This is a genomic window from Sporolactobacillus sp. CQH2019, assembly GCF_028765345.1.
Taxonomy (GTDB): domain Bacteria; phylum Bacillota; class Bacilli; order Bacillales; family Sporolactobacillaceae; genus Sporolactobacillus.
In genome coordinates this window covers 46382-68689 of record NZ_JARAJZ010000010.1, presented here as the reverse complement: position 1 = coordinate 68689, position 22308 = coordinate 46382, and the positions used below count along the sequence as shown (strand labels likewise).

At 43.9% G+C, this 22308-nt stretch carries 18 protein-coding genes; 7 read left to right on the top strand and 11 right to left on the bottom strand.

The window, feature by feature from the left end; genetic code table 11:
* Position 1: 1 nt before the first annotated feature.
* Entirely contained in the window at positions 2–505 is a 504-nt protein-coding gene (locus OYT88_RS14485; RefSeq protein WP_274401035.1) for a hypothetical protein, read from the bottom strand.
* 158 nt (positions 506–663) lie between these two features.
* Positions 664–2580: an N-6 DNA methylase gene (locus tag OYT88_RS14480; RefSeq protein ID WP_274401034.1), complete on the bottom strand. Its 1917-nt coding sequence runs from the start codon at positions 2578–2580 to the stop codon at positions 664–666.
* Between the two features lie 359 nt (positions 2581–2939).
* Between OYT88_RS14480 and OYT88_RS14475 the strand changes: the two genes are divergently transcribed.
* The 5 genes from OYT88_RS14475 (at position 2940) to OYT88_RS14455 (ending at position 7251) form a co-directional block, all read left to right on the top strand.
* Positions 2940–3407, top strand: coding sequence for a hypothetical protein (locus tag OYT88_RS14475; protein ID WP_274401032.1), 468 nt, complete (start codon positions 2940–2942; stop codon positions 3405–3407).
* A 5-nt stretch (positions 3408–3412) separates the two neighbouring features.
* On the top strand, positions 3413–3817 hold the full coding sequence (locus OYT88_RS14470; protein WP_274401031.1) for a hypothetical protein: 405 nt from the start codon (positions 3413–3415) through the stop codon (positions 3815–3817).
* 498 nt (positions 3818–4315) lie between these two features.
* Positions 4316–4801: a hypothetical protein gene (locus OYT88_RS14465; RefSeq protein ID WP_274401029.1), complete on the top strand. Its 486-nt coding sequence runs from the start codon at positions 4316–4318 to the stop codon at positions 4799–4801.
* A gap of 857 nt (positions 4802–5658) precedes the next feature.
* The gene (locus OYT88_RS14460; RefSeq protein ID WP_274401028.1) at positions 5659–6255 is read left to right on the top strand and encodes a hypothetical protein; all 597 of its coding nucleotides are present in this window, start codon (positions 5659–5661) and stop codon (positions 6253–6255) included.
* Between the two features lie 12 nt (positions 6256–6267).
* Positions 6268–7251: a hypothetical protein gene (locus OYT88_RS14455; protein ID WP_274401026.1), complete on the top strand. Its 984-nt coding sequence runs from the start codon at positions 6268–6270 to the stop codon at positions 7249–7251.
* A 328-nt stretch (positions 7252–7579) separates the two neighbouring features.
* On the opposite strand, the gene OYT88_RS14450 is transcribed toward OYT88_RS14455, so the two are convergent.
* Both OYT88_RS14450 and OYT88_RS14445 read right to left on the bottom strand, forming a co-directional pair.
* Complete coding sequence (locus OYT88_RS14450; RefSeq protein WP_274401024.1) at positions 7580–9448, bottom strand: DEAD/DEAH box helicase; 1869 nt, start codon at positions 9446–9448, stop codon at positions 7580–7582.
* A 6-nt stretch (positions 9449–9454) separates the two neighbouring features.
* A complete protein-coding gene (locus tag OYT88_RS14445; protein WP_274401023.1) occupies positions 9455–10681 on the bottom strand; it encodes a hypothetical protein in 1227 nt (408 codons plus the stop codon).
* Positions 10682–11422: 741 nt separating this feature from the next.
* Here OYT88_RS14445 and OYT88_RS14440 point away from each other — a divergent pair.
* The gene (locus tag OYT88_RS14440) at positions 11423–11584 is read left to right on the top strand and encodes a hypothetical protein (RefSeq protein ID WP_274401021.1); all 162 of its coding nucleotides are present in this window, start codon (positions 11423–11425) and stop codon (positions 11582–11584) included.
* Positions 11581–13146 (top strand): recombinase family protein, encoded by a 1566-nt coding sequence (locus OYT88_RS14435; protein WP_274401020.1) that lies wholly within the window; start codon positions 11581–11583, stop codon positions 13144–13146. Before OYT88_RS14440 ends, OYT88_RS14435 begins: the two co-directional genes overlap by 4 nt.
* On the opposite strand, the gene rlmD is transcribed toward OYT88_RS14435, so the two are convergent.
* The 7 genes from rlmD to OYT88_RS14400 form a co-directional block, all read right to left on the bottom strand.
* Positions 13070–14440 carry a 23S rRNA (uracil(1939)-C(5))-methyltransferase RlmD gene (gene rlmD / locus OYT88_RS14430; protein WP_274401019.1) on the bottom strand — a complete coding sequence of 457 codons (1371 nt, stop codon included), beginning with the start codon at positions 14438–14440 and terminating at the stop codon, positions 13070–13072. The genes OYT88_RS14435 and rlmD overlap by 77 nt on opposite strands.
* 657 nt (positions 14441–15097) lie before the next feature.
* Entirely contained in the window at positions 15098–16036 is a 939-nt protein-coding gene (locus tag OYT88_RS14425; protein ID WP_274401018.1) for a diacylglycerol kinase, read from the bottom strand.
* Positions 16037–16798: 762 nt separating this feature from the next.
* Positions 16799–18235 carry an Asp-tRNA(Asn)/Glu-tRNA(Gln) amidotransferase subunit GatB gene (gene gatB, locus OYT88_RS14420; protein ID WP_274401017.1) on the bottom strand — a complete coding sequence of 479 codons (1437 nt, stop codon included), beginning with the start codon at positions 18233–18235 and terminating at the stop codon, positions 16799–16801.
* Positions 18235–19695, bottom strand: a complete 1461-nt coding sequence (gatA, locus tag OYT88_RS14415) for an Asp-tRNA(Asn)/Glu-tRNA(Gln) amidotransferase subunit GatA (RefSeq protein WP_274401016.1) — start codon at positions 19693–19695, stop codon at positions 18235–18237. The genes gatB and gatA overlap by 1 nt, the downstream gene beginning before the upstream one ends.
* Before the next feature lie 24 nt (positions 19696–19719).
* A complete protein-coding gene (gene gatC, locus OYT88_RS14410) occupies positions 19720–20016 on the bottom strand; it encodes an Asp-tRNA(Asn)/Glu-tRNA(Gln) amidotransferase subunit GatC (RefSeq protein WP_274401015.1) in 297 nt (98 codons plus the stop codon).
* Positions 20017–20503: 487 nt separating this feature from the next.
* A complete protein-coding gene (locus OYT88_RS14405) occupies positions 20504–20809 on the bottom strand; it encodes a hypothetical protein (protein ID WP_274401014.1) in 306 nt (101 codons plus the stop codon).
* A 310-nt stretch (positions 20810–21119) separates the two neighbouring features.
* Entirely contained in the window at positions 21120–22307 is a 1188-nt protein-coding gene (locus OYT88_RS14400) for a CamS family sex pheromone protein (RefSeq protein WP_274401013.1), read from the bottom strand.
* Position 22308 lies beyond the last annotated feature (1 nt).

Here is a 22308-nt window from a genome sequence, read left to right as displayed (position 1 = left end):
CTTAATTATTCAAAGATGTCCTTGTTTTAAATAACTCTTCGAAACTGTTATATTTTACAGTCAAATCTGATGAATTCTCACCTATCCTTGGAATCCGATAATATCTCCCATGTTTTTTCCATTTGACCGTAAACGTCATCTTGCCGGTATTAATAATTTGAAGAATTTGCTCTTTATTTAATAACACAAGTTCGCTCTTTGCAAGATCCTTAGGTCTGCAAACTAAGGCAAGTACCACATTATACCCTTTTTCAATATAGTTTTTGAGCTCTTGATGATCTTTTGTAATATTAAACGACCAACTAGAGTAATCAGGTGATTTTTTATCTTGTTTCTCTACACGATACTTCATGAATAATCTGTATTCGTTGCCTGGGTTAGTCGTGAAGTCATAAACCTGCCGGTCATCATTACCTTCAATCAACGCTGGTTTCATAATCCCCTGATTAAATAACATAGATAGAACTGCTCCATAGTAGAAATCTGCGACTCTGAGTTTTGTCATTATTTCTCCCCCCCCTAATCTGTTATTACTAAAGGAAAGTTGCTTCCATTTCAAGAACTTTTAAACCATACGGTTCATTGCTGAATTGACATTTTTTACTCTTATTTTATTAAAGTTTCCAGTGCCAATTTCTTATTAAAACATTAAAACTAATTTCTTCATCGTCTTTCAATTATTGCACCACTAACCCCCATTTTTTCAAAGCAATCCTCATATTTTTTCTTTCTAATTTCCGTTGCTTGTATTATTACTTTCCTGTATTCCTTCTCGGATTTTTCTACTTCGTCACCTATTACCTTTTGTTGCTCAATGGACAGCACCGGCACCGGCAAGCAATTTAATTCCTTTAATCCAAGTACCTTTACAGCTGTCCCTTTTTGCATCGATTCAATATAAGACAGACCAACAGGGCTTTCCAGATAGGCTTTAATGAACAGAGAACTCATTCCAGCTTTGGGCCGAATCGCATGAAAGTTGTGGCTAAGAATTATTTCCTTTTCGATTTTAGGCAGAATGGCAATTTTGATTACATTGCCGCGATTCGAAATGATGACATCACCTTCTTGAACAAGATGATTTTGAATTTTTGATGGATCGTCAACCGGCATCTTATTTAATTGGCCGAGATTAATCTCTCCGTCTTGCACATCAACAAGTTGAATGACAGGATATCCATCTTCCATACTTGTAACTTTTGAAAGGGAAGGTGTATTCATTCCTCTGAATGTTTCTGCGACTTCATAGAGACGTTTTTTCGGAGTAGATGATTTTTCGAATTTATTCAAATCCACCTTTACTAGGCCAAATTTTCCTTGGACCTCATTCACAGTAAAATATCTAGAAATTGATAAATCTGCATCAGCTTTTAATATTTCCTTTATTGATTCAAAACGACAGTTTTCTTCATTTTCTTTGCCAGATCGAAACATCTTCACAATGTTTTCAACGTGCTTAGTCTCTAAAATGTTTCGTCCTTTGCCTGGCTGATACTCATTACTTGCATCAATGAGTAGAATTTTATTTCTTCTTTCTTTTGATTTGTTTTTATTAAGAATTAGGATGATCACTGGTATAGATGTAGAATACAACAAATTTGCTGGTAAGCCGATAACCGCTTCAATTAAATCATCACGAATCATGCCTTCTCTGATTTTTCCATCTGCTCCTCCTCTAAAAAGGACACCATGCGGCAGGATAAGGGCAGCCTTTCCATTTTCATTAAGAGAAGCTGAAACGTAAGAAACAAAAGTCATATCTGCGTTCGCTTTGCTGGGAACCCCATAACGAAATTGGCCAAGAACTTCACCTTTAACTTGGTCTAAACCCCAATTCTTTAATGAATAGGGTGGATCCATTAATATATAATCAAATTTTTGCAGTGCATGATCTACATTCATTGGTGGATCTAATAGAGTATCTCCCAATGTCACCTTGGCATCCATTAACCCTTGCATGAATAAATGAAGTTTTCCGAGTGCCCAAATTGTTGCATTTATTTCCTGTCCGAAGAGTTTAACATGATTTCCTCTTTTTTCAGCATAACGGCTTGCTTCGATCAAAAACTGGTTGATCCCAGCCGCACCATCGTTTACATCGCCATTTTTTATATCCAATAATTGAAGAAGCAGTTTAGCGATAGGCAATGGTGTAATGAATCCACCACCACGCTTGCCCTCAGCTTCTCCAAATCTATAGAGCATTTTTTCAAAAAGATCACTGTATTCGTTTACGTCAATCGTTGCAAAGCTCTGAAAGACATTTATTAGCCGGTAAAGACTGCGATCATCCATGTGCTCTGTTATTCTAACCCAGCGAAATACATCCGTTAAAAATGGAAAGGTTGCTTCAGCAGTCACAGATGCTTCGTTGATCTTTTCTTTGAGGTTACCCCCCGTACGCGTAATGTTTGACCATAACCATTCTTTGGGCATTTGTGCCGCTAATTTATCATTGGCCTCAATGTACATGTGCGTCAGAATAACTGCCTCAGTTTCTAAGATTTGAGAAACGGGTAGTTGTCCTCTTAATACATCTGCACCTTGCCTAAGTAAGTTCATCTTCTCTTCGTCATTCACTATAATCTCTCCAGTATTTTTTAAGGTATTTAATTTACTTTTTATTAATAATGCCTAAAAATTACCCAACTCATCTATGTTGGGGTTGCCTGTTTTTCTTAATGATTATGTTGCAATTGAATATCCTTCTTCCTTTGATGTATTCATCATAAGTCGTACTAAAGGTAATTGCAATACCTTAAATAATTTTTTGTTTATCTTTTTAAAAATGAGGTATTATTCTTCAATCAGAAACTCAGGATAACGATTTTTTGTGCTGAAATTAAGGGATACTTCTTCCTTGACTAAGGAATGAATTATTTTTTTGTACTTAAGTATCTAGTATAGGATGTCAAAAAAAGAGGAGGTATCCAAAACGAATGCAAACAGTATCAGAAAAATTAATTTTAAACTGCCTCAAACAGCTCGTACAAAACGATAAGATCCATTTCTTGAGGGATTACGTTGTGAAAGATTTTGGTGGTTATACGGAGGTAGATCTTGACTATATTCACCACAATAGACACAACTTAAGCAGCGATCTTTATGCCTATACACACCAACTCTATCTGCCGTACAATTACGATTTGAATGGACAATGTTCGTCCCTAAACAGGTACATGACTGATCTTTTTGTAACTCATTGTATTGATCATTACATTAAAGCAGATAAGTTTACCGATCTCTCTATAGATATCCAAGCAGAGTTTTTGATTTCACACACCGCATTTTTGGACAATCTCCTGTTATCAACAAGTGCGGCACCTTATGTTGATTTGCTCAGGCAAAATTACGCTCATCGACAACAGCAGGATTATGTTGTTAAATTTATCTCGGATGCAAGGTGATCACGATGACAGACTTTGATACGGAGCAAGCGATTGCATATATCGATAATCAGATTATCTGCATCTGTAAGACTACTTACGCATGCGGTGAAAGGGGGGATGGGCTCATTCAGATCGACGTATCTTACTTTAACACTCATCATTTTGAGAGCGTTGAGGAACTTTTTGATGCCCTACGGACGGATAAAATATCACTGGAGGAACCCAAGTATGACAGCTTTTATGATCGACTAGCTCGGCGTTTTGATCACTTCGTTCTCAAATGTTTTGTTAAAAATCACCCCCCAATGGCTCCATACCGGTTATTCCTACGTGACCACCTGGCTAGTCTAGATCCGGATGAGGCCATCGACGTAATCAAAAAAACAATCATCAAAGATGAACGACGTGAAGCAAGCCTCTTTGATTAATAATCTAGTTCCCATGTGATCAGAGCAATCCATATCGTCCGTAATCTAAGACCAGATTTTCGGACGTCCTACAATTTCTTGTGCCTGATTAGGTTCTATACTATAATTATTAATCATATGTTCGACGATATCGTGCTTAAAAGTTGAATAACCTTGATACTCTTTCTTCTGCATCAGTTGATCAATTCTTCTAAGTCATACGTTTTTTGCCAAGACACCTCTAGTATCAATTTTTCCTTTTTCTTTTCTACCTAGCAATCCATTTGAATTCTATCGATCTAGTTCCGACTGCACTAATAACAGGTTAATTTTTTATACTCCGCCGTCCTGAAATAAGAGGCTTCAGAAAATAAAAGAAGAAGATGTGACATGTATTTATTTTTAAAATAAGGAATTAATATATAAACTGACAGTGAAATTGACAGTAAATATATTGTAACGAGATAAAGACCAGATGACTAAATGAAAAGCGAATTATCCGAAAAGGAGCGATTGAGAATGAGCATGACGGATTGGATCATCAAAGCAATTGAAGACGGCTGGAAAATGGAGTGTGAGTTTGACGCAGAAAGAGACAAATGTGAAATAAAGGGAGATCAATTTCTAGCTATTTGTCGGGATAATTTAGATGATCCAGATGGGTTTGTGTACACGGTTTATCTCATAAACAGATCGGGTAATAATATTCATTTGTCTATGAGTACTTTTGCTCATGCAAGTGATGATGGTGACGTTATTACGACAAATAAATACATTAAAGATTTCGGTAAAGTTGAGTCGCAGAGCTACGTCAAAATTGAGAATGACAGTATTGGGTCTTGGGATTTTATTACCCATTTCCTTTTTGATATAACTGAGAAGGACATCAAAAAAGCTGGAAATTTTACAGTTAACAAGGGGTATGCCAACGGAATTAAAGTAGCAGATATACCCGTTTTACAAAAATCGGGCTATGTAATAGAGGCGGACACAGAAGAGTCTTGAAACATAGTTTTTTTGCATTGATCATTTTCTTATTCCTCTCTCCTCGCATCAAATTTCAAGACATTTTAAGATTAATTCCACTGTAATTATTTATTTTTACTGCCGGATGATTTTCAAACGTACCCTTCGGGTACAAAAGTATTCCAATGAAAATAATTTGTTGCAAGAAAATAACCGAAACGTCTATCTGTAAAAAAAATAAGTCATCATAACAGCAGGTCACATGAACTTAATGCCCAGCGTGCAGCCCCGATCTTGCGACCGAGTCAGGCACAGCTAGTCAAAAGAGTCCATGTGCGGTAACCAGACGGCAAAGCCTTCGCTCCGCTTCGGCGTGGTGGTCTGTTGCGTTCTCTCAAAACCATTAGCCGGCTCTGCATGAGCCAGCCTTTTTTTATCAAAAGGGCGTTGCCTCGCCATTTCCGTTATATTTTCGGTGTCTCTTATCTAGTATATATGGCAAGCCAGATAAGTTCTCAACGGGATCTTGTTTTAGCTTGCAAGGACGCAGGCCTCACTCGTCCCCTTTTCCCCTGCGGGTCAAAGGTACGGCTCGGAAATGTGGCTACGCCCCGCAGCAAGCTGCTCATTTCCGGCCTGGACTCGCTCGGCCCTGCGGGGTGTAACGGATCAACTCTCCCATTTGAGCGGCAAGCGTCCTTGACGGACGCAGCCATCTCAAAAGGTCGAATGATCCTGGCAAGTTTTATCTTGTCGTATCTCTCATCAGCTCATGCCTGCTTTGAGCTGTCCTTAACGGACATCTCATCAGCAGACAATCGCTCGATGAGCAAAAGATTAAAAGCTCCATCCACCCCTTACTCATCCAAATCTATTAAAAAAAGGAGGGTATGTATATGGGTAAAAGAGGTCGCAAATCATCTTATATCAACACGCTAACCACAAAAGATCGCCGCATGCTCGCCGCTTTTCGGGCTGTCGGTTACATCAAACAGTCCGATCTTAAGGATGAGCTCGATCAATCAGATAATCGTATCCGGAATTTTTGCAGGGACGATTACCTCGATAAATGCAGCTACCTAAATGTCCACACTCATGAGACTTTTGCCGTCTACCGGTTGACATCAGCCGGCCGGAAATTTTGTGAGAAACAACTCGGCATGAGCAATTTTTACAGGTCATCATCAGCGGAGCATGACTTATCAGTCAGCGAGCGATATTTTGCTCTCTCGCTCCCGGAGCGAGACACCTGGCAAACCGAAGCGGATCTCCGCAACGAGCTGTTAAACCGAGACCCGGATCGTTACGACGAGTTGCAACAAGCAATTACAGATCACAAAATCAGCTCATTGGATGGGAGCTATGTCAGTGAGGAGACCGGCGAAGTCGTCGGCGTAGAGGTGATAACACGAGGTTATGATGCCGCGGACATTGAGGCCAAAGTGGAGTTTGCCAAAGTGCTTGATATTAATTTTGAACAAATTAAAGGATAGGAGATGATAAAAATGATTACTCATGATCAAAAACTCGCCGCATGTAAAGTGGCCAAAAACGATCAACTGTTGCGGCTCGTGCATGTATTTGGACACGGGTTAATTTACCGTAAACATCTGATCAATTACATGAGCTATTTTTATAGTACGGATCCGATTGATGTCGGCAAACAAATCAAGGCGTTGGATGATCTCCAGCTTGTTGAACGAATCAAGGTTGCCCATGTGACACTAATCAAACTACGTAAATTTGCTTTGTCATATCTTACAAATAAGCCGCGAGAGTCGCTTGCCTCGATCCGTGTTACAAATTACATGCGACGAAAAACAGCTTTTGTGAACGAGTCATTGTGGCAGACTTTGCAGACGACCTTTGCTGGCCGCAAATTGACTTATGACAAAGTCCTGACGCTTGTTAATGACAAATCAACCATGTGGTTACAAAAATACCCGTCAGGATATCACTTTTTGGAGACTTTAAAACAAGATAGCGAGGATTATCTCACGCTGGTCGGCAAAAGAGAGATTAACCGGCTAAAAAAAATAGAGCAAGAACAGACAGCTGCCCAATTTCGTAGCAGGCAGGATCATGTGTCCGAGACAGATGGAGACTGGGATTTTACGTCTATGTACATGTCCAGCATTTACGTCAAAGCGATCCTACGCACCGCAAGTGATAAGCGTATAATCGTCCTATCTTGCTTTGATCTGTCAGGTCAGGGTACTAAGACGCAACTGATTAATGCGATTGATAAGACGCTTAACTATCTCTTCAAGCTGGTGCAAAATGTCCGAGTGATCATCGAGGTTGCGACGGAGAGCAGCGAACGGCTATCCGTATTACAATTTGAGTTTGATGATTTATATAAAAATAGCTTAAACAAGACGTGGAGCATCAGTTTTAACCGCAAGGATCTACGATTTGTTGATCTAAAATTGACGCAGACCTTGTTTGGCAAGCAGCCTATACTGCTTGCGGGGAAAAAAGATCCCTGATTGATCAGCGTTGAGTGAAATAGAAAAAAATCACCCCCCTGATCCGTACCCACATCTGAAAAATACCAATATACCCGAGCCCCCAAAAAACGATTAGTAGACTAAGCATTATTTCGCTTCTATTCTGATGCAAACAGAATGATACAGGTAACTTGCCATTTTTTCTATCTACTCAGAGACGTTTTTTCAGCGACAAAAAAGAAGCTTCTTTTAAAACACCATCTACAAAAATGTCGCTATTGCCCCCTCTTACCAAAAATCTAAGTGGTGGGGCGGGTGCAAATAAAGCGGCAGGAAGCATAAACAAAAGAGAGTTAACTTTCTTCTTTCATGCTGATCTTTTCGCTAAGGCATCGGGCAAATTCTCAAGATTGTATTTTACATTAATCGAATTATTGCTCAGTAAACCTTTGATCTCATAAATTTTTTTGCTGTTGCTTGTCCGCACGTGGATATCTAGATATTTCTTAACCAATGAGGCTTTGAATCGGGTCGAAACAGGATCAAAACCGCATTTTTTTAATTCATCTTTCATCGTTTCTTCAATGTACTTTTTCAATGCCTTCGATGAAGTAAATGCCAACTTTTCTTCTGCGGCAATTTTTCTTTCAATTGCTTTCAATAGATGTTTTTCAACAGTCATATCGGGGCGATTCAACAGATTATTCAAGTCATCAAGTTTATTGAGATCATCTACAAAACAAACTTTTTCTGTCTGTGATTCTTTGAGATGAGCTTGCATCACTTTCTGCACGATAACATAGCTTTCTTCTTTTTCTACAAAAAATTTCAAATCTTTTGCTGTCCGATCATCCAGCATACTGAGCACCTTTTCATAAACCCCATCTTGTATATCATGTTCCGCCTCGTAAAGCATATCACTGTATAATCTTCCATCTTTTGCAATCTCAGAAATGACTTCCTTGCCACCTTTACGCAAAATATTTTGATCAATGAGTTCCGATTTTTTAAGTTTCACTTGATCATCAAGATTAATAAACTTGCACTCAAACTTCTCTTCAAGCTGACAAAGCAGATTCAAATAATTGTTGTAATTGTTATAGATTTGTGCCGTAATAGCCTCCGACTCGACTTTCTGAATAAAGACCCCGCAGGTGCCATCTTCTTTTGTATACAGCCCCGCCGCCTTCTCAATATTGTCTAATGCTCCGACATTTGCTGATTTTCTAAGTAGTTCCACGCAAGCAATGCTTTTTTTCGCCCTTTCAATTTCGTTAGTCACGTAAGTATGATAACGGAAAACATGATCTTGTTTTTCAACATCTGATTCTTTAATAAAGAGTTTGAGAGCTGCGTACTGCTTGCGGAAGCGATGGGACATCTGAATGATGCGGCACAAGTCGTAATTCATACTGCTGCTTGAGCAATAGATCCACGTTTCAGCAGATTCATCAAATCCTGCTTTGATGGATACACCCGCTGACAAAGCGGTTGTTGCGAATATGACTTGAACCTTATCTGGAATCCTACCGTCACGAATTATCGTAAGTTCTTCCTCGCCCCGATCTTTTTCTCGCTTTGCAACAACGTCGATACATTGTACCCCTTCGTTATTCAATCTATCTATGAACTTTTGAATCAAATTTTTATTTTCCACGAAAATCAGAAGCTTTCGCTGTGAATTTTCTCGGACCGCCATACGGATGAGCTTTAAAAATTTGCTGTCCGTCTCATTCCGATCTTTAGCAGAAATGACTTTATAAGCTGCTCGCTGAAATACATTTTTTCGATCTTTCTGCTTAATCTGAATGATCCAGTCGTAATTTCTGCTTGAGAGCGTCTCTGGTGTTGCTGTCACATGTACAACCACGCCCCCACGAGCCATGTGCGACTGCTCGGCCTTTACATAAGCCTCAATCGTTTCGCTTTTAAAATTCGTATCATTTGCGAGCAAATGACATTCGTCCAGTAACATCAGCTTCGTGTATGAGTTGCACGCTTTTCTGTCGTCTTCAGTTAGTAGATGATTATTTTTTATCCTATCTTCCTTGTCTTGCTCCATTTTGATCAATACTGGTGCGTGATCAGGCGTAGTCAAAATTTTCCCGGCTGTTTGGACAAGGTGCTCACGTTCGTATTTCATAAGTTGATCGGAGCCGGTAATGACTTCTGAACAGGGAGCCTGTTTGAACTTTTTTTCGAAATTACCGATGAGATTCCGGCGTGGAATCGCCATGACGCATTAAGCTGACGCCTGTTCATGTGTTGCTTTTTCAAATTGAACACGCCAATCGTCAATTTCTTCAATTAGCTTCATGAAAAATTCCGATTTCCCGATCCCGGTTTCCCCGACCAGCAAAATTCTTTTCCCTCTACTTTCCATGATCAACTTCGCAATTTCATCGCAAATTGTCTTATTTTCGGAAAGATAGCCAGTAATTTCATACTCCCGATCAGCTTTCATTTTATAGTTCTCGGCAATCTTAAAGATTTCTTTTGTGTTAATTTCCGCCTCGGACAGTTCATAAATCAGTGTTCCGATCGTCACGCCGTCATAGCCCCGGCGTTCTAAGTCTAAATATTTGTCGTAGCTTGTCTCATTTCCATCATCGATCGCTTCGCAAAGTTGTTGCACTTGCTGTTCGTCAATGTATTCTTTTCTACGCAGATCCGCAAAGCTCAATAAAATCCGAATCCAGGATTCATATTCAAAGACATCGAGCTTGACAACTGCTTCGAGAAGTTTGTTGTAGTCGACGCTGTGTACTTTGTAGTTTTCGTCAAATTCATGCACCGAAATTTCCCGGACTGCGGTTTGAGTGTTCACTTTCTTTTTCATTTTTTGTTCCAGATTTCTTTTCTTTACTTCTAATTCGTCGACATAGCCTTTCAGGTCCCTGATTGGTAACGCCTGATTCTCGAAATAATTTTTCCCCGATGCGAAGATCGGTTTAAGCAGATGCTGACTATCGTCAAAGCCCACTCCCAGCTCCTGAGACAAATCCTCCTTCAAGCGTTTATAGACATAGCTGTAGACAGCGTAGTCATAGTCACCAAGCTCGCTCACGAGCAAATAACAGTGATAGCGTTTATTCGAGTAGTCGGATGAACTCGAAAAAGATTCTTGGACAAAGTGAAATAGTCGTTTCAGCTTTTTCTCAACACATTTGACCTTTTTAGTCTCAAGATTTTCCAGGTGATCAATATCAAAAACCATGAGGTTCGTTCGATAGCCCTTTACTTCGTTTTTTTTGTTGCTCGAATTAATCCATGAGCCGACCATGTGTGGTACACCGGCTTTAAAAACCTGCTGAGTGAGCTCAAAGTGATTCAGATAACGTAACTTAAAGATCCCTAGTTGACACGCTTTAAAATAATTTTGAATCTTGCCGATCTCCTTAACCGGCTTATTTTCAAAACCGTGCGGAAATTTAGTAACGATAAACTTCGTTTCGGTGATTGTGTTCATGCCGATCATCTTCTCTCCGGCACAATAAAAGAAAAATTGAACATCATCTTTCCTGACACACTGATCAGTCTTTCTAGTACACGTATTAACTCATTTCAACATTTTTCCTGTAATATTTTGACTCAAGATTTATATAGTGAAATTATGAGTTCTTCGGATGTACCCGATCCGATTGAACAAGCAGTCCTGGGAGATAGCAGATTTCAGGGCTCTTTATTATGCCTTTTTTCCGCTCATGCTATGCACCTCCTGTCGGATTATAACGGATAATGCTCTGACTAGGACTTAGTCCACCTTTGAACCAAATACCTTCATCTATAAATGAATAAGCAACTGCAGTACACGGTGAAAGAGTTCGTCGCTGCTTATTTTCGCTATTCACTATTTCACCACAATGGTTCGAACAGGCTCGAACCAAATCTGCTAGGGGTTTGAGTTGACATTCTATTAAACTGACATTGTGTTAAAAAGCGGTCAGTAAAAATGCGATTAATGATGTTTGAACTATTTTGGGGTTGAACACGCTCGAACCAAATTGGTTAGGGTTGGGACTTGATAATCTTTTACACTAAGATTGTCTCCAAAAATCAAAAGGAAAAATCCTAAGATTCTTTAAGTAAAAGGAAAATGTTTAGCGTGAAAGCTTACATTTAATCATCAGACAGGAATGTCCCCACTAGGTGCTATTGAGGACTCAAAATACAGAAAATAAATGTTTGGGAAGGGAGGAGTGTTCCTCTTATGACAGTAGAAAGAATTTTTGATAGTGACTCAGATGTTACTGCTAATGAAATTTTAAATTCAATTATTGAGGATAAAATTGACACAATTGTTAGAGCGACCTATTCTAGAGCCAAGGTGAATTCCACTGACTCTTCTAATTCAGGAGGGGAAGTGGCATGACAAAACGATGTGCTGTTTATGTTCGTGTATCAACAGATAAGGAGGAACAAAAAAAATCATTAGTTAACCAAAGAGAAATTTTTGAACACTACATTCTGGAGCGTGGATGGGATCTTTACAAGATCTATTCAGACGTGCAGAGTGGCACGAAGGCTATAAAGAGACCGGGTTTTCAACAAATGCTTGAGGATGCAAAAGCACACAAGTTCGATGTTATCCTTGCGAAGGAATTATCCCGTCTCGCTAGGAATGGGGAATTGTCCTACAAAGTCTTAAATAGCATTCTAGTAAATAGTGGAATAGACATAATAACGCTGGATGGAGCAATCAACTCGGTTGAACAACAGACAAATATGTATGGTTTCTATGCGTGGGTCTATGAGAATGAATCACAAACGATGAGTCGGCGAATCAAATACTCATTCGAAGCAAAAGCACGAAATGGCGAATTTAACGGGTCAATCCCACCTTACGGCTATAAAGTCATTAAAAAACAGTTAGTCAGTCGAAATGATTTTACAGTTGAGGTTATTCAACGGATCTTTAAATCCTACATTGCAGGTCAAGGAATTGATCATATCGCCAGGCAACTTTTGAAAGAGAAGATTCCCACCCTTTCTCAGGTAGCCCATAAAAAGAATGCAAGTCCTATTTGGCATGGATCCACCATCAAAGGGATACTTTCCAATGAGCATTACATTGGAAACCTTGTGCAGCAGCGTGAAACGTCGATTAGCGTAACCTCTACTAAGAGAAAAGTAAACAGCTCTGACAAAATCATTAGAGTCGAAGGAACACATCAACCAATTATCTCGAAGCAAACTTTTGATTTGGTTCAACAACTTTTAATTCAAAGATCCAGAGAGCACGCTCACTCGAAATATCATCTTTTTACAAGCGTAGCGTTTTGTGCAGACTGTGGGAAGGGTATGCACTATAAAAACAACAGAAAAGGTTATGTGTGCGGCAGTTTTGATAAACATGGCTCTGTGCTATGTTCCGATCATATTATCCGTGAATCTGATCTTGTCGATGTGATAACAAGCGACATCAAAAGCCTTTACACTCATATCTCATCAAAAAAATTTAGAGATGTGCTAGATAAACGCCTTCAAGCATCCGAATCAAAACGCTTAAAAAAGCTTCAGCAATTAGAGATGCAAATTGATACTTTTAAAAGTGATAAAACCGAAGCTCTTCGTTTAAAAATTCGTCATGAAATTTCTGACGAAGCTTACCAAGATCTTGTTCGAGAGACTGACTCAAAGATTTCTAGTTTAATGGCAACTAAAGAAGAATTAGACATCGATTCAACAACTCAAGTTAACATACAACAATTTAATGATTTATTTGACAAAATCGAGCAATTCATGGAACATCCAATTCTTAATGATGAGATACTGCACAGATTGATCAAAAGAATAGAAATTAAAAAAGATGGCAGCCCGAGAATTTATTACCGATTCTCAGATCCCCATCTATCTTTTATTTTTTTTCAAGCGACACACAACATTCGACGTGCATCGTCTGTGGAAACATATCGACCGGCTGCACTTTTTTAACTTCAAATCCGCCCGCAGCGAGCAGTTTCAGATCGCGGGCAAGTGTGGCGGGATTGCAGGAAACATAGACGATCCGCTTCGGCTGCATCGCGATCATTGTTTTAATAAGCGCGCCGTCGCATCCTTTGCGCGGCGGATCGACAACGATCACATCCGGCTGAATACCCTGTTTCTGCCATTGGGGAATGACTGCTTCCGCTTTCCCTGCCTCAAAATGGGTGTTGGCGATTTTGTTCAGTTCTGCATTCTGCCGGGCATCGTCGATTGCTTCCGGGACGATCTCGACCCCGTAGACTTTTTTCGCTTTTTTGGCCAGAAACAGCGAAATGGTCCCGATCCCGCAGTAAGCATCGATGACCGTCTCCTCTCCGGTCAGTGAAGCATACTCAAGGGCTTTGCCGTAAAGCACTTCCGTCTGAATCGGATTGACCTGGAAAAAGGAACGTGCCGAGATAGCGAATGTCACGCCGCCGATTCGGTCGTAAATCACATCGCGGCCCCAGAGCGTTTTTGTTTTTTCCCCCATGATGGCGTTGGTCCGTTTCGAATTCACGTTTTGCACAATCGATTTAATCTGCGGATATGCATCTGTCAATGTTTGGATCAGTACTTTTCGAAAAGGCAATTCCTCTGTCCGCGTAATGAACACGACTATCACTTCGCCTGTCTTTTTCCCAAACCGTGCCATGACATGACGCAGGGTACCACGGTTTTTCGCCTCATCATAGGGAGTGATCCCTTTTTCTTCAGCAACCCGTCTGGCAGTCTGCACTACCTCATCAATGATCGGTTCCGTGATCAGACAATGATCCATATCAACAATGTCGTGGCTGTGTTTTTTGTAAAAGCCAAAAACGAAATGCCCGTCCTGCCAGGCAACAGGAACCTGAATTTTATTCCGATAACGCCAGGGTTCCTCCATACCAAGCGTCGGATTGATCTGAAGGCCTGTGAATCCGCCGATCCGTTCAAGTGCATCTCTGACAATTTCCCTTTTGTAGTCCAGCTGTCCTTCGGCACGGATATGCTGTATCGCGCAGCCGCCGCACTGGTCATAATACGGACACGGCGCCTTGGTTCTCTGATTGCTGATCTTGGTCAGCTCCGCAATGCGTCCGTAACCGTACCCTTTTTTTGTCTTTAAAATCCGGACCGTCGCTTGCTCGCCGGGAAGGCCGTCGGGAATAAACAATGTGTAGCCATTCACCTTGGCAACAGCGGATCCGTCCTGCGTCAGATCGGAAAATGTGACGTCTATTTGATCATTCTTTCGGACAGGTATGGAATCAGGCATAACCCTTCTCCTTCCAGAATTTTAATGATTTCATTGGCGGGAGGTCCAGCACTCACAGTCTTCAGGCTTCAATACTAGTTTTCGATTTCAGAACGAACTTTCCGCTTTCTTCAAAGCAACCGGTGAATCACCCGATTTTGCCTAGTGCGATTCGGCTGATAGAACCCGGAATCCCGCCGGTTAAACGCCTGATTCGGCTGGTAAAACACCCGATTCGGCCGATAAAATCCTAGATCCCGCCGGTAGAACGCCCGATCCGGCTGATAGGGCACCTAATTCGGCCGATAGAGCACCTAATTCGGCCGATAGAGCGCCTAATCCGGCCGATAAAATCCTAGATCCCGCCGGTAGAACGCCCGATCCGGCCGATAGAGCACCTAATCCGGCTGGTACAACGCCCGATCCGGCCGATAGAGCACCTAATTCGGCTGGTACAGCGCTTGATCCCACCGATAGAACCCTGGATCCCCGCCGGTTAAACGCCCGATCCGACCAATAATCCCCGCAGAACACAGTAACAGTTCACGTCAGGCACCGTTTTTTCAGCGTTTCCCAGTCTCGGCCATATTGTTTTTCACAGAAATAGCGTTCTTAGAACAGTTTACAGACGCCTTGATGATCAATACTTTCGGATGTGAAAATTTCAAGTTTAAAGGATTAAACCGGGGCCTGAATTTCCTGCCTGTTGTCCGTCTGCTGTGTATCGGCCAGTTCTTTCGGAACCATAAGGTAGAGATGCCGATAGAGATTGACGATTTCGCCGGGAAGATCGCCGCCGTATTCTCCGTCAAGATTAAGCTGCATTTTTTCTTCCGTCTGCACCTTAATGCGGCTGGCCTGAGCATAGATGACTTTCGGATCTTTCATGTGCTCGCCGCGCATAGCCATGGAAGCCAGGCGGATGAATTCGCCGAGATTGGTTTCCTTCAATATAATCAGATCAAAAACACCGTCGTTGAGCTGGGCTTCCGGAGCCAGCCTTTCGAACCCGCCGACCGAATTGGTGTTGGAAACGAGAAAGAGCATAATGTCCCCCGAAAATGTCCGGTCGTCATAATCAATTCTGACCTTTGTCGGCCTGAGGGAAGGAAGCATTTCAATACCTTTCATATAGTAGGCCATCTGCCCCAGCATCGTTTTCAGTTTGCTCGGGACATCATAGGTCAGCTCCGTCAGTTTGCCGCCGCCCGCCATATTAACGAAGTAGTGATTGTTGACCTTGCCGATATCGATCGGTATTTCGTATCCGTCGCAGAGTACATCGCATGCGCCGACAATATCGCGGGGAATGCCGACGGCCCGGGCAAAATCGTTCGTCGTGCCAAGCGGAAGCACACCAAGCCTCGGACGGAATTCTCTTTCGGCCAGTCCGTTAATCACTTCATTGATTGTGCCGTCGCCGCCTGCCGCAACAACGAGATCAAATTTTCTTCTGACTGCTTTCCGTGCGCCCTTTGTGGCATCGCCCTTTCCTTTTGTCGCGTAGGCCGATGCTTCATAGCCCGCGTCCTCCAGGCGATCCAGAATATAAGCGATGTTCTTTTTTGCCAGCTCGCGTCCGGATGTTGGGTTGTAAATAATTCGCGCCTTTTTCATGATTTATCACCCGACTAAACATCTATCTAACAGCCGCTTCTCCTGAAAAACATCTTTGCAACGCAGTTTAAGCGGTGATTATTCTACCTATTCAACCTAATTTAATTATATTGTAAACAAATTTTAAAAGCAAAAAAGCGGAAGCGGCATCCCGCACGGCCCGGTCCCAAATTTAACGACGCAAAAACCGTCTGCAAAAAAATGAAAATCGGCAGAATCGCAAGCATTTCATCCTCCTTCTGTCTCTAAAATCTGTTTTCTGTTTCTTCGAGCATCTTTAAAGTGCTTGATAACGCACGAAAAGAGATTGATCCGGATCATGAGTACTGAGTACGATCCATGCTAATAACTCGAGCCGTCTATTGTCCTTTATTGGCCACATTTTCAGGGTTCCGGGAAGGCTTTATGATAAAAAAGAGAACGTCTCTAAGTCAGACAATCGGCCGATGAGACGTCCTCTGCAATTTCATAAACCTCTGTACATTATTGATGGCTGCGCAGCAGATTGAAAAATATCCGGTCTCCCGAATCTATCGGTTAGCTGCAGCAATCTATCTTTTTCACATGTTTCCTATTTATTAGAGGGGCCGGAACCGTCTAAAAGCCGGTTTTCTTCGTTTCACCCGATCAAAAACCAGTTGCACCGAAATTCCGGAATATCGCAGCGGATCAGGCCAAAGCCGCAGCGAATCGTCGGAGGTTGTACCAAAACCTTACTGTGTTCACGTACAGCTGCTTTTTCAGAAAAGACGCATGGCACTTTTAAAGTTTTTCAATCTCTCCAAGAATAATTTTATTGACCACGTTCGGATTGGCTTTGCCGTGTGACTGTTTCATCACCTGGCCGACGAGGAAGCCAAGCGCACGGTCCTTGCCGTTTTTATAATCGATCATCGATTGTTTATTGGCGGCAAGAATCGGATCGATCAATTCGTGCAGCGCGCCCTCGTCGGAGATTTGAACAAGCCCCTTGGCCTTGACGATTTCTTCGGGATCGCCGCCCTTCTCAATCAGTGTCTTAAAGACTTTTTTGGCAATCTTGCTTGAAATGGTTCCCTTTTCAATCAGTTGAACCAGCTTGGCCAGGCCTTGCGGCGTCATCGGCACCTGATCAATTGTCTTGTAATTGCTGTTCAAATAAGCTGAAACGTCACCCATCAGCCAGTTGGAAACAAGTTTCGGATCGGCTCCTTCGCCGATCGCACTTTCAAAGAAGTCGGACATCGTTTTTGTCTGCGTCAATACCATCGCATCGTATTCCGGCAGGCCAAGCTCGGCGACATAGCGTTTCTGGCGGGAATCCGGCAGCTCTGGAATCTCGGCCTCGATGCGGTCGATCCAGTCCTGATCGATTTTCAGTTTAATGATATCCGGTTCCGGGAAATAGCGGTAATCATCGGAACCTTCCTTGCCGCGCATCAGTGTCGTCGCCTTCGTCGCATCGTTGTAACGGCGTGTTTCCTGCTCGATCGCTCCGCCTGAAAGCAGAATTTTTTCCTGGCGTTTCTCCTCATAAGCGAGGCCTTTTTCAACAAAAACAAACGAGTTCAGGTTCTTCAGTTCGGTCTTTGTACCGAATTCCGTCTGGCCGTATGGGCGGATGGAGATATTGGCATCGCAGCGCAGCGAGCCTTCCTCCATCTTGACATCGGAAACGCCGATGTACTGCATGATTGCTTTCAGTTTATCAAGATATGCGTAGGCTTCCTTCGGCGTACGCATATCCGCTTCGGAGACGATTTCGATCAGCGGCGTGCCGACACGGTTGAAGTCGACAAGCGAACCCGAACCATCCGCCAGATGGTTCAGTTTGCCGGCGTCTTCCTCGAGATGGAGCCGGTGTACGCCGATTTTCTTCTTCTTGCCGTCGACTTCGATTTCAATGAAGCCGTTTCTGCCGATCGGCTGATCAAACTGCGAGATCTGATAGGCCTTCGGGTTATCCGGATAAAAATAATTTTTGCGATCAAATTTTGTTTCGCGGGAAATTTTACAGTTGAGAGCAAGCGCCGCTTTAATTGCGAAATCGACAGCCTCGCGGTTCAGAATCGGCAGAACGCCGGGGTGGCCGAGACAGATCGGGCAGGTGTGCGTATTCGGCGGTGCACCGAATTCATTGGCGCAGCCGCAGAAAGCTTTCGTCTTCGTTTTCAGTTCGACGTGGACTTCAAGGCCGATTATTGTTTCAAAATTGCTCATCATTGATTCGCCCCTTTGAATGCCGGCGTCAGCTGAAAACCGGCGGTCTGTTCATAGGCATATGCCGCCTTATAGAGCGTCTCTTCGCCAAACGGCCTGCCGATCATCTGCAGGCCGACAGGCAGGCCGTCCGCTAATCCGCAAGGCAGGCTGATTGCCGGAACGCCGGCGAGATTGACCGGAATGGTGAGCAGATCATTGACATACATCGTCAGCGGATCATCCACTTTTTCACCGATCTTGAACGCTGCTGTCGGCGTTGCCGGTCCGACGATAATATCATGATTTTCCAGAACCTTTTCAAAATCCTGTTTAATCAGTGTACGCACTTGCTGCGCTTTTTTATAATAAGCGTCATAATAGCCCGAGCTTAAAGCAAATGTCCCGAGCATAATCCGGCGCTTGACTTCGTCGCCGAAGCCTTCGCTTCTCGACTTCTTGTACATATCGATCAAGTCATTCGACTCGGCCCGTACGCCGTAGCGTACGCCGTCGAAGCGGGCCAGATTGGCCGAGGCTTCCGATGAAGCAATGACATAATAAGCAGGCACCGCATATTTCGAATGCGGCAGCGAAACTTCCTCGCAGACGGCGCCGAGCTTCTCCAGCTGACGGATCGCCGCCTTGATTCTATCCTTAACCGTTTCATCGATCCCTTCGCCAAGATATTCTTTAGGGACGGCAACTCGCAGCCCCTTAATATCTCCGTTCAGTGCCTCGGAATAATGCGGCACCGGAATGTCGGCACTGGTCGAGTCGTGGCGGTCCAATCCGGCGATCGCCTCCAGCAGATAAGCATTGTCTTCAACTGTCCGGGTGATCGGTCCGACCTGGTCAAGGGATGAAGCAAAGGCGACCAGACCGAAGCGGGAAACGCGGCCGTAAGTCGGCTTCATGCCGACGACTCCGCAGAATGCGGACGGCTGTCTGATCGAACCGCCGGTATCCGAGCCGAGTGCGAACAGCACTTCTCCGGCAGCGACGGAGGCAGCCGAGCCTCCGCTTGAACCGCCCGGCACTCTTTCCAGGTCCCACGGATTCCGAGTCAGCGCAAACCCCGAATTCTCCGTTGACGAGCCCATGGCGAATTCATCCATATTCATTTTGCCGATCACGATCCCCTTCTGCGCCTTGACTTTCTCGACGACCGTCGCGTCATAGAGCGGATCATAATTCTCAAGAATATGGCTCGCACAGGTTGTGCGCAGGCCCTTGGTTACGAGGTTGTCCTTGATGCCGATCGGCAGGCCGAAAAGCAGTGTATCTTCATCTGCAGCGGTTTCATCGATCGTCCGTGCTTCTTCTCTGGCCGCCTCTTCATTCAGCGTTAAAAAAGCCTTCACTTTGCCGTCTACTTCATTTATCCGGGAAAAGGCCTCGTCAATGAGATCGGATGCCTTAATTTCCTTGCTATGTATCTTCTTCTTCAGATGCACAAGACCTTCTTCAAAAAGTGGCATCTTTGTTATCCTCCTTCTTTTTGATCAGTCCGCTTCCATAATCAGCGGCACTTTGATCTGCCCGTCCTCCTGGACAGGCGCATTCTTCAGCGCTTCTTCACGCGGAAGAGACGGTTCGACGACATCGTCGCGCATGACATTATACATGTCGAGAACGTGCGTCGTCGGTTCGACACCTTCCGTATCCAGCTCGTTCAGCTGCTCCGCAAAGCCGATAATATCGTCCAGCTGTGTCGTGAACTTTTTAATCGCGGCATCGTCAAACGACAGTCTGGCAAGGTTGGCGACATATCGAACCTGTTCTTCATTTATCCGGCTCATTATAGTCATCTCCATCTCATTCATCCGGGATTTTCGGCCGGTTGCGGCAAATCCCAACAATGTCTTAATCATATCAAATTCCATCGACTATAATCAATGGAAGGCCGCTTAAAAACGCGATTCCGTAAAAAAATGCGCAATCCCGCAGCTCTTGTGTACGGATCCTGAATTCTTGCCGGGACAGGCCCGCCGATTATCCGCAGAATTTTTTTAAAAAGAAAGCTCCTGCTGCAGCATGAAGCCCGATCATCGGCTCCGTATAGCGATTCAAGGCACTTTCAGATTTTCCGGGAGCCGGCTGCCGCAGCGCGTCAAAACGGAAGACAATGAGGCTTCCGGCCCCGCCAAGCCTTCGGCACTTATGACAGCGGGAACGGTTTCGCCGCCGTGCCTGGTATCGATCGTTTATATACAGCCGCTAAAACTTTATACTCTAGTAGAGTAAAAAAATACGAGTATCCTTTTAGCTCATTTTCCTGCTGTGCTGTCAGACGATGATCGGCTTTTCCTGAGACTGGCAATCGCTCGAAAGACGAAGAGCCTTTCCGCTATCAATCCCGGCGATAATCGATAAAACCCGGGCAACGATCGATAAACCTCCGGCGGTGACCGATAAATCCCCGGCAACGACCGATAAACTCCCGGCGGTGACCGATAGCCTGCTGCTGACCGATAAACTCCCGGTGATGACCGATAAATCCCCGGCAACGACCGATAAACCTCCGGCGGTGACCGATAAATCCCCGGCAACGACCGATAAACCTCCGGCGGTGACCGATAAAAACCCGGGCAACGACCGATAGCCTGCTACTGACCGATAATCTGGCCGCATCGGTCGATAAACAGCCGCTGCTGACCGATAATCTGGCCGCAACGACCGATAAACAGCCGCTGCTGACCGATAACTCGGCCGCACCGCCCGATAAAGCTTTCCGCCTGACGGTTGATACCCCAGGCACGGCCGGATTAAATGAGTTGAGATTAAAAAAATTCCTTGAAATCGGAGCCTGGGCATCGATTCCATCAACACCTTGAGTAAAGGAAGAAAAGAGCCCGCAGTTCTTTCGCTGCGCGCCCTCGGTCCTGCCATGTTCTTTTTGCGGTCAATGCTGGAAGATGTGTACATAGGCCGTATCCATCGACGACGTTCTGTCGACCAGAGCTTCCTGGACATCGTTGCTTGTGATCGAGATATGAATCGGGACTTCGCGGCCGAAACCGAATCCATTGTTGACAATGGAAGCAACGTAATTGGTAAAACCGATGATTTCTGTTTCATCCATAAATCGAAGATTGATGTCGATTGTCAGATCGGTAAGCGTCTGGTTTTCGTAAAAGCCTTTTCCGACGACGCCTACAAAATCCGGATAATATTTCTGAACGTCGCTTTTAAATGTATTAAACTTGGCAAGATCCGCTTTATACTGGCTTGATGCTGCAGTAGACGGAAACAGGACATGCTGATCATTCACCGTCGTCCACTTATCGATTGTTGTCGAACCGGCCGAAACCGTCGTTTTCGCGAAATAATCACCCGGAATCAGCGAATCCGGAGCGGCAGTCATATAAAGGGTGAGGAAAACAGGCACTTTGCTCAAGCCTTTGACGCTGCGCACACGCTGCAGAATTTTCGGTGCGACGCTTCTTCCCCATGCCTTGACTGTGGCAGAATTCAACTGTTCCTGAATCGAATTGATATTCTGGTTTTGATCCATGATCTGGTCCGAGTAGACCGAATTAAGCGAAACGGCGATGGATACTCCTGCCAGTACATATTTTCCATTACTCGACTTTTTCAGATAGTCCTGTTCGAGTACGTAATTTAAATATTTCGGGCTGCTCTGGGCCCGCTGAACGGCCGTTTTGCCTGTTCCAAGCGGGGGATTGAGTCCCGGCAGCGAGCCGCTCGTCTTATTTTTCTCCTGGCCCTGGCGATAGAGCATCCCGTTAATGTCATTTTCCGTCAGATACTGGCCGCTTTGAAAAACATATTGATCCGGGCTGAAAACACTTTTCGACATATTCATCAGCCCGAGTTCCAGCTGGTCGACATCTACACGATTGTTGACGCCGTAATTGATATACCCGCGCATCTGATCGTTGGAAACCGGCCGAAGCGACTGATAATCCTTACTGTTCGCGCCTGGTATCAGCTGGGTGGTCTGCGTTCCTCCGTTTTTTTTCACAACGCTGTTCTGTGAACTGCCCTGCGAGCAGCCTGCAAGGGCAAGCTGAAGGCTCAGAACGATCAGTGCGGCTGCACCGAGTTTTCTTTTTTTCAATCGTGACACC